At 37.6% G+C, this 9,266-nt stretch carries 10 protein-coding genes; 6 read left to right on the top strand and 4 right to left on the bottom strand.

The features are described 5' to 3' along the window. The coding region (locus FTU05_RS16515; protein ID WP_218953445.1) for a hypothetical protein at positions 1–286 on the top strand (286 nt) is incomplete at its 5' end. On the opposite strand, the gene FTU05_RS16510 is transcribed toward FTU05_RS16515, so the two are convergent. After that, positions 283–567: a hypothetical protein gene (locus FTU05_RS16510; protein WP_004871868.1), complete on the bottom strand. Its 285-nt coding sequence runs from the start codon at positions 565–567 to the stop codon at positions 283–285. The two genes, FTU05_RS16515 and FTU05_RS16510, sit on opposite strands and share 4 nt — an antisense overlap. A gap of 363 nt (positions 568–930) precedes the next feature. Between FTU05_RS16510 and mobQ the strand changes: the two genes are divergently transcribed. After that, complete coding sequence (gene mobQ / locus FTU05_RS16505) at positions 931–1,902, top strand: MobQ family relaxase (protein WP_087528904.1); 972 nt, start codon at positions 931–933, stop codon at positions 1,900–1,902. Further along, the gene (locus tag FTU05_RS16500) at positions 1,899–2,369 is read left to right on the top strand and encodes a hypothetical protein (protein WP_004870960.1); all 471 of its coding nucleotides are present in this window, start codon (positions 1,899–1,901) and stop codon (positions 2,367–2,369) included. Before mobQ ends, FTU05_RS16500 begins: the two co-directional genes overlap by 4 nt. 114 nt (positions 2,370–2,483) lie before the next feature. Here the strand turns inward: FTU05_RS16500 and FTU05_RS16495 are convergent, their stop codons facing one another. After that, positions 2,484–2,765: a type II toxin-antitoxin system YafQ family toxin gene (locus FTU05_RS16495; RefSeq protein ID WP_001129137.1), complete on the bottom strand. Its 282-nt coding sequence runs from the start codon at positions 2,763–2,765 to the stop codon at positions 2,484–2,486. After that, complete coding sequence (locus FTU05_RS16490) at positions 2,758–3,051, bottom strand: type II toxin-antitoxin system RelB/DinJ family antitoxin (RefSeq protein ID WP_004870963.1); 294 nt, start codon at positions 3,049–3,051, stop codon at positions 2,758–2,760. Before FTU05_RS16490 ends, FTU05_RS16495 begins: the two co-directional genes overlap by 8 nt. A 381-nt stretch (positions 3,052–3,432) precedes the next feature. Here FTU05_RS16490 and FTU05_RS16485 point away from each other — a divergent pair, with 381 nt between their 5' ends. Further along, on the top strand, positions 3,433–5,001 hold the full coding sequence (locus FTU05_RS16485) for an ATP-binding cassette domain-containing protein (RefSeq protein ID WP_159124549.1): 1,569 nt from the start codon (positions 3,433–3,435) through the stop codon (positions 4,999–5,001). Between the two features lie 248 nt (positions 5,002–5,249). Here the strand turns inward: FTU05_RS16485 and FTU05_RS16480 are convergent, their stop codons facing one another. Next, positions 5,250–6,242, bottom strand: a complete 993-nt coding sequence (locus FTU05_RS16480; RefSeq protein WP_005028482.1) for an IS5-like element ISAba23 family transposase — start codon at positions 6,240–6,242, stop codon at positions 5,250–5,252. 353 nt (positions 6,243–6,595) lie between these two features. Here FTU05_RS16480 and lpxO point away from each other — a divergent pair, with 353 nt between their 5' ends. Next, the gene (gene lpxO, locus FTU05_RS16475) at positions 6,596–7,510 is read left to right on the top strand and encodes a lipid A hydroxylase LpxO (protein WP_179997574.1); all 915 of its coding nucleotides are present in this window, start codon (positions 6,596–6,598) and stop codon (positions 7,508–7,510) included. An 807-nt stretch (positions 7,511–8,317) separates the two neighbouring features. Next, entirely contained in the window at positions 8,318–9,250 is a 933-nt protein-coding gene (gene repM, locus FTU05_RS16470; protein WP_026438545.1) for a replication initiation protein RepM, read from the top strand. The last annotated feature ends 16 nt before the right edge of the window (positions 9,251–9,266 follow it).

Raw genomic sequence — 9,266 nt, 5'->3', positions numbered from 1 at the left:
AAATAACCTATCAACCGATCTAAAGCATGTGACCGTTGAATACCTCGACATCGTAAATTATGAAATTGCGAGGGAAAATATATGCGGTTATATCTTCCTATTATCCCGACTATCCAAAGATGCCGAACCCACCGAAAAAATGCAGATGGAAAGCAAAATACAGAACTTAATTTACTATCGGGATAATTTACAAATCGAGGACAAGGACAATATTCAAAAGGTTTTAAATACGCTCATTCCAGAGTATCAAGCCGAACAAAACAACCAAACAGCTAAGAAAAATTAGGCTTCAATATCGGGCAAATCAAAAAGCTGTCGATCTCTATTTTCTGTTAAATATTCGTTGAGTTCAGCGAGTATTTTTTCTTTATTGGCTTCATTTGCCTGCATTTTCTTAATCAAGTAAGAACCGAGCAAAATTTTACGCCTAGTATCATCCTTGCGCTCCTGTTCTTTCTTTTTGGTACGTTCTCTTGCTTCAATAGCCTGTTTCTGTGCTTTTAACTGTTTCAGCTTCTCTAACTGGGCTTCAATTTTCTTTTCGATATTTTCAGCAGATTTAGTCATAACGGTTAATTTCGGAATATAGAAAACCACTCAAGCATAAGACCCTATGAATTGAAATTCAAGCGGGTAATATGCTATCGTGTTTTTCATGAAATGCGCACTTACGACTTGAATTTCATTCAAGTCAAAAGATGCGTAAGGGGGACACCCCTTAACCCCAAAAGCAAAAGCAAGAGCGGTAAAGCAAATGAAGAAATACAATATTGATGAACAGCATATTTTTATATGCTCAAACTGTGGGAATGAATTTTTATACAAATTACCTAAAATTCTTATAGAGCAAATGAATGGAGTATCCATTCAAACTATTAGAAAAGAATGCCCGAAATGTAATCAATACGTGGATGCCACAAGGAAAATTTAATGGCGATTTACCACTGTACAACCAAAACCGTTAACCGCAGTTCGGGAAGAACTGCCGTTGCATCTATGGCTTATCGTGCAGGGGAAAAACTCAAAGATGAACGAACAGGACTAACCCACGATTTTACGAGAAAGGATGGTGTCGCCCATAGCGAAATTGTGTCTAACCTTGATATAGAAATAGACCGTAGCGAATTGTGGAACTTGGCGGAACAGTCCGAAAACCGCAAAGATGCTCGAACTGCTAGAGAATGGGTCATTGCCCTACCTGATGAATTAGACGCTGATCAACGTAAGGACTTGGCAAAAGAGTTTGCTCAATCACTTGTTGATCGCTATGGCGTGATCGCAGATTTAGCCATTCACGAACCCAGCAAAGGCGGAAATGATAAAAACCATCACGCCCATATCATGCTGACCACCCGAAAAGCTGAATTAGACCCTGACAATAAACTCACTTTGACGACAAAAACCGATATTGAGTTAAGTAATGCCAAACGCAAAAGCCTAAATATGGGAACAACCCAAGACGACATCAAACAGATTCGGGAAACATGGGCGGACTTAGCCAATCACGCACTGGAGCGAGCAGGCTACCGAGAAAAAATAGACCACCGCAGCTATGCCGATCAGAACAATGGACTACAAGCCACCATTCATGAGGGGACTTCGGTCACTCAACTCCGTAGACAAGGCATAGACACCGAAATCAGCCGTTATAACGACCATGTGAAGCAACACAACGCCCAACACCTCAAACAACAGCAACAGCGCACAGACAGCGTTTTACAGCGTGGTTTAAACCGTGCCGAGCAAGGCTTCGAGCAATGGCAGAAAAACCAAGAAGCTAAACGCCTAGAACAAGAACGCCAAGCCGAAATACAACGACAGCAAAAACTAGAGCAACAGCAAGCCGAGCGAGCCAACCGTAAAGCATCACAAGACTTAGATCAGGGCGGAATGTACCGATGAGCAACCAAAACGACCTAGATGACCAGCTCTATATTTTACTGGCATCTATGAAAGAGTATCGAGAAGCCATAGCAGACGATAACAAGCGATTAGAAGCGTTTTACAAGGAAGTGGCTAGCGGAGTACTCAATAAGACCGAAAAACACCTAAAAAACGCCAATCAGAAGCAAATAGACGCACTCAACAACAGTATTCGGGAATTAAACAATGCAACCAATCAACTTGACTGGCGATTCATGGCAATCTACGCCAGTGCTTTTGTTAGCTTGCTGATCGTTTTCTTTTTAGCATTATTTTTATATGTGCCGAGCATGGACGAAATCAAACAGCGTAGAGCAGACGTTGCATGGCTAGAACAAAAATACAGCCTAGATATTAAAAATTGCAATGGGAAGTCTTGCGTTCGCATCATGAAAAATGACTGTCACGGAGCGAATAAGGATTATTGTGTGATTGACCCAAAATAATGATTAGACAGTACTTTGCTCGGCTCTTGCCATCACCGAATCAATGACAGCAGTCGCAAAGTTGCCCGACTTTGAAACATGGCTAAAGCCATCTTTCAAAGCATCGAGCGATAGTCATCCAAAAATTTCGGAATGGCTATCCAACTGATGCAGTTCTAAAATATCGTCACCAACAAGCCTATAGATCAAGACTAAATCAGGCTTCACATGACAATCACGACAATTTTTAAACTCTGCACCACCTTTCAAGGGATGATCTAAATACTTTTCAGGCAAAGGATTATTTGCGACTAAACAATCTAATACTTCTGCCCATTCAGCCGTAACCAGTTCTAAATAACGTCTTTTAATATCACGTTTAAAAGAACTGGTTACGATAATCTTACGTTTAGCCATGTGCTTCTTCCGACATAGCTTTAATCGCTTCTTCTACCGTTTCGTACTCGGTGTACTCGCCATTTTCAATCTCTTTTAAAGATTGAAGTAACTTGGCTGCTGCTTTAGGAGTTAAAGCAGGTTCTCGTGCATAGTCAAAAGACAAAGGAATCGCTTTAGTTTTAACGATTTGATTCAAGAACAGTTTGAATGCTTGAGGCATAGTCAAACCATAGTCTTCCAAAATTGGGGTGACTTGTTCTTTTAACTCTGCTTCTAAGCGCATATTGAAATTGACTGCGGACATGATTCCCTCACTCAAAAACCATTAAAGTAAAGATAATATAAGTCATATTCTTTACTTTTTCATTACTTTTGATGTAATAAATGGTTTCTGACAACTGAATTTCGTATAACAGCCATTATGTTAAATAACTTTTAGAAGCTTTAGTACAAGCTTGACAGATTGTCTTATCATTATAAAATAACCTTATTCAAATCATCCTCCCAAGAGTAACGCCAATGAAGTAAGTCATTTTCTCATCATTATTTTTAAACTTTTGATGTGCAAAATAGATTCTACTTGTGGCTATATATTCTTGGTCTCTACTTTATATCCTAAATAATATATTGTTTTTTATAAGTTAATCTTCACTATTTTGCATATCCTCTACATGAGGAATTTTTTATGCAACATGCATGTATTGCTTCAAACTTAAATTTAGAATTTTCTACACAGAAAATGTTTGATCAGCTAAACATTACGCTTTTATCAGGACAGGTTTCTGCATTAATTGGACGTAATGGTTTAGGTAAATCCCTATTGTTCAGAATATTAGATCAAAGCCAAGCTTTAGATATTCATTATAGTGGTCAAGTTTCATGGAATATCCAACATGATTATTTGGCACAATTAGAACGCCTTAATGCTGAAAATATTGCACAAGCATTAGAGGTAGATCATTTACATCATGCTTTTCGGCGTATAGAGAACAATACAGCTAGTTTTGATGATTATGAGTTAGTTGAAAATACCTGGGATTTACCACAAAAATGGCAAAATATACTTGAAAATGCTGACTTACCTACGGATTTGAACTTTCCAACAGAAAAACTGAGTGAAGGACAAAAAACAAAGCTGGCTTTATGTCGTTTGTTTTTAAAAAAGGATCACTATCTACTTTTAGATGAACCAAGCAACCATTTAGACTCAACATCTAGACAATGGTTAATTGAGAGTATTTTGGCACACCCTAGTGGTGTATGCCTGATTAGTCATGATCGCCAATTACTCAATCAAGTCCAACATATTTATGCTTTAACTGAATTAGGCTTACAACACTACAAAGGTAATTATGAGCATTACATTCAACAGCATCAGCTACACATGGATGCATTAACTCAGTCTATTAATAATGAGAAAAAAGAATTAAAGCAGTTAAAACAACGGCAACATGATAGCTTAATGAAAGCGAATAAACGTCAATCTAAAGGCAATGAACTTCGTGATTCTAATTCTCAAGCAAAGATTTTTCTAGATTTCAAAAAGGAAAATGCTGGACAAAGCTTAGGTAAGCTACGTGCCCAACAAACTCGACAAACTGATGATTTGAAAAATAGTCTGATTAATAGGCAGACCATTGTAGAAAAAATCAAAGCTCAGAAGTTTGAATTCCACTTACAGAGTACGAAGCAAGGAGAGATTTTAAGAATTCATGATTTAAAGCTACCCCATACAGCAACAAATAAAATTAATTTTGCATTGAAAGCTGGCGAAAAAATCCATCTTAAAGGTGCTAATGGAATTGGTAAATCAACCTTATTGAAATTGATTTCTACCCATCAACGTGATGATATTTTCTTTAGTGGAACATGTTTGTATTTAGATCAAAACTTTAGTTTATTAAATAATGATTTATCCGTAATCGAAAACCTTGCACTTTATAACTCCAATCTTACTGAAGTTGAGTGGAGAAATTTGTTAGGTCAGTTACGTATTCGTCGTGAAAAAGCTTTATTAAAACTATCAGAACTGAGTGGTGGTGAAAAATTGAAAGTCGCATTATTAGCAATGAGTCACTATCCTGATGGTATTGATTTATTATTGCTTGATGAACCAGAAAATCATTTAGATATTGAGTCTAGAGAGCTTCTATCGCAGGCTATTAGCCAATATCAGGGCGCTGTAATTTTAGTTTCACATGATCATTTTTTTGTTGAACAGTGTGAAATATCTGAAGAGTATTTAATTGAGTAAAATGACATTTTCAAATATATAGATTTATTAGTTCTACTAAAATTAACATAATACACCTTATACGAAATGCTTTATAGAGACCTTTGCACGAAACAGCCCCTTTGCTCGAGGCATACCACCAAACCGAAAAAAAACAAAGAATGGCAATGAAATAAGCAAAACAATGGCTAAATCATGGATAAAATCTCCAAATGGTTGTTAAATTTGTGTCTATTGGCTGAGCTTACTAACCAACAGACACAATAACCCTAGGCGAGTCCGTATTTTCGTTTCAAGCTTAGGGCAGTTTTTAAATTATGCACCATGCTTGCAAGCAAAGTGCTGGTATGAAATTGCATTAACCCTAAATGACGAGCTTTGCTCATCCCATAATGCAGTTTAAAATGTCCAAAGACCCGCTCAACGGTGTTTCTAGTTTGGCTCTTTTGGGTATTATTGCGTTTTTGCTGTTCGGTTAAGGGTGTATTGCGCCATGCTCTATCATGAATATGATTTTTTATCGGTGGTTCATGCTCGGCAAGGTAGTCATCATGGGCTTGGCTTTTATACGCACTGTCAGCATACACGGCTGATTCATCATCTGTTAACAGCGTGGTAAAACATTGGGAATCATGGACATTGGCAGGGGTAGTTTCAACCTTTTTGACAAAGCTGTCTTCATCACAGTTGAGATGAATTTTAAAGCCGTAGGTGGTTTTTACTTTACCTGTACTGTCTTTTTTACTGACATAGGCGGCTTCGTTATCTTGGGTATTGTCGGTGTGTTTGCCTTTCTTAGGTCGTTTGTTTTTAGCTTCAACGATACTGGCATCGATGATGCTGACACTGCCCGCTTTGATAAAAATGTTTTGTTGGGCTAGTTGCTCATTGATTTGGTTGAACAATGGTTCAATCAGTCTAAGCTCACCTAGGTGTTTGTGGTATCGCCAAATGGTGCTATGGTCGGGTACATCATCCGTTAATGATAGGCCAACAAAGCGACGAAATAGTAAGTCTCGTGCCAGTTGTTTTTCCATGGCTGGATCCGATAGGTTATAGAGTTTTTGTAAGAGTAATACTTTAAACATGATGACAGGGTGAAAGGCAGATTCCCCACGCTCACTGCTATGAACGTGGCGTAAGGTTTGCTCGATAGTTTGCCAGTCAATTAGGTTGTGTAGTTCATCTAATTCTTCGATGGCTTTGTGAGCGTTAATGAGACTGTCTGCTAGGGAGAGTTGCCCTGTTTGTTTCCATGCCATAGTCGTGTTTTTTGCTAGGTGATTGATTTTATTGTATTATACCAATTTAATGAACTTTTGTGTGTTTATTCGTGCAAAGGTTTCTGAAAGTGATTGTTTTATATTTTTTTTTATCCGGTTGGAATATTTTAGGACTGAGAAAAGCTTAAAAAGTAGAGCTTTTGGTGGTTTGTTTAGGGCAGATAAGTCAATGCTTGGTTTGGATGGTGACGTTTTATAGCGTGAGGTTGGGTGGGTATACAGAGCGACTGGCAATGCTGTGTTCTATTTTCTGCGATGATGTCATGCGCTGAAATGGAGTAGAATATGTGACATTTTTGAATTTTTGCTGTTTTCAGTATTTGGTTAGTTCTATGTTGAAGTGGATTATTTTGGCGATTTTTATCGCTTCAGCGTTGTATATTCAACAGCGCGGCAAGGTGCGTCATAGTTTTTATCGTCAGTTTTTTGACCATTCGACCATTCTTGCACCGATTAACTATTTAATGTACTTATTTTCTAAAGTGCCGAATCAACCTTATATCGACACTCAGCATTTTCAAGATTTAAAAGTTTTAGATGACAACTGGGAAATGATTCGTGATGAAGCCAAAGCTTTATATCAACAGGGCGGTATTAAAGCTTCAAGTAGCTACGATGATTTGGGGTTTAATTCATTCTTTAAAACAGGCTGGAAGCGTTTTTATTTAAAATGGTATGACTCCGCGCATCCATCAGCAGCAGAATTATGCCCAAAAACCACAGCATTATTAAAAACTTTACCTAGCATTAAGGCGGCGATGTTTACTGAACTAGCGCCCGACAGTCGTTTAGTGCGCCATCGTGACCCCTATGCAGGTTCATTGCGTTACCACTTGGGGTTGATGACACCCAATGATGACCGTTGTTTTATTGATGTCGATGGTGAGCGTTATTCATGGCGTGATGGTGAAAGTGTGGTGTTTGATGAAACCTATATTCACTATGCTGAAAATGGTACTTCTCAAAACCGTATTATTTTCTTTGCCGATGTTGAGCGTCCGTTAAAATCTCGCTGGATGCAAAAGTTTAATCACTGGTTTGGCAAGAATGTGATGACCGCAGCAAGTTCTCCGAATGAAGCAGGCGATCAGACAGGTGGCTTAAACAAAGTCTTTGGCTATGTCTATCAAGTGCGTTTAAAAGCGAAGGCCTTAAAAGCTAAAAATAGTCGCGTGTACTACTTCTTAAAATGGTTTTTGATGCTCGGGATTTTCTTCTTAATTTTTATTCGCCCTTATGTGTTTTAAAGCATCACAACGCCTTTCGGGGCATTTTTTATGACATTTTTGAGCAATTTCAGCATCGCGGTTTAATTCCCGGCTACTTTTTTGTATAGAATGAGGCAAATAGGGGAATTTTTATGCAAACGTTTCTTATAATTATCCTTATAATTCAACGCTGTAGTTTCTAGTTGATAGCCCGAACATCACTGTTCGGGCTTTTTTAATGATTTGTCACGTTCCACGCCTACTATTTAATCAATGTTTCACAACTTTGATTAGCTCAATTAAATAATTAAAACCTAGATAATAAGAACCGAGCGAGTGTCTACGAGCGATTGAGCATCATCAAAATTTCGCCCTCGCCTTTTCTCTGATTACAAGCTCCCTTTCGATTTTAAACGGTAGGTACAGAGCATCCCGAATGGGTGCGAACTTTGGAGCTTTTGCTTTTCAAAAAGTATGAGCGAAGCGAATACATTACCAATATTTTTGCTTTTAGATTTCACAAATAGGATTACCCAAAAACTGCCCCACGAAGCGAGGAACGAGCTTCAATAGAGTACGAGCTTTAGCGAGTACCTAGGGCAGTTTGCACTCCCCTCTCGAAAGGCTTTTAATTATTTTTAAAGCTTTTAAATGCTTTTAGATAAGCTGAAAACATTGATATTAGAGGACTACAGCTTATATAAGCACACAAATTCTCTTGTATAAGCACACAAATTCTCTTGTATAAGCACACAAATTCTCTTGTATAAGCACACAAATTCTCTTGATTTACACACATAAAATATATAGTGTGTAAATACACATTAATAATAACGTGTATTTAATATGAAGAATGGTTTAGTTGTGAAAGATAATGCATTAATAAACGCCAGTTATAATTTAGAACTAACGGAACAGCGTTTAGTCATGCTTGCAATCATTAATGCAAGGGAATTAGGGCGGGGTATTACGGCAGATAGCAAACTAGAAATACATGCTAGTGACTATGCAAAACTATTTAATGTATCACCTGATGCATCCTACAAAGCCCTGAAAGATGCCGTAAATAATCTATTTAACAGGCAGTTTAGCTATACAGCCGAATATAAAAAAACAGGGAAGGTAGGTATCGTTCGCTCTCGCTGGGTAAGCCGTATTTTTTATGTAGATGATTTGGCATTACTAGAAATTACTTTCGCACCTGATGTAGTTCCTTTAATCACTAGATTAGAAGAACACTTTACAAAATATGAAGCCAAACAAGTTGCACACCTAACCAGTAAGTATGCTACTAGACTTTATGAGTTATTAATCGCTTGGCGTGAAGTTGGTAAAACACCTGTTTTTGAACTACAACAATTACGTAAAAATTTAGGTGTTGAAGATGATGAATATCAACGTATGCACCATTTTAAAAGCCGTGTATTAGAAACTGCCATTACTCAAATCAATGAACATACAGACATAAAAGCCACTTATGAGCAACACAAGAAAGGGCGTACAATTACTGGGTTTTCATTCAAGTTTAAGCAGAAACAACAACCGAAAAAATTAGATTCTAAGCGTGACCCAAACACACCTGACTTTTTTATCAAAATGACCGATGCACAACGCCATTTATTTGCAAAAAAAATGTCAGAAATGCCTGAAATGGGGAAATATTCACAAGGTACAGAAAGCTACCAACAATTTGCTATTCGTATCGCTGATATGCTTTTAGAGCCTGAAAAATTCAGAGAGCTTTATCCAATTTTAGAAAAATCAGGATTTCAGCCATGATTAAATTAAATAACCT

Origin of the sequence: Acinetobacter sp. YH12049 (assembly GCF_013419875.1) — a bacterium.
GTDB lineage: Bacteria > Pseudomonadota > Gammaproteobacteria > Pseudomonadales > Moraxellaceae > Acinetobacter > Acinetobacter amyesii.
This window is presented reverse-complemented; position numbering and strand designations above follow the sequence as displayed.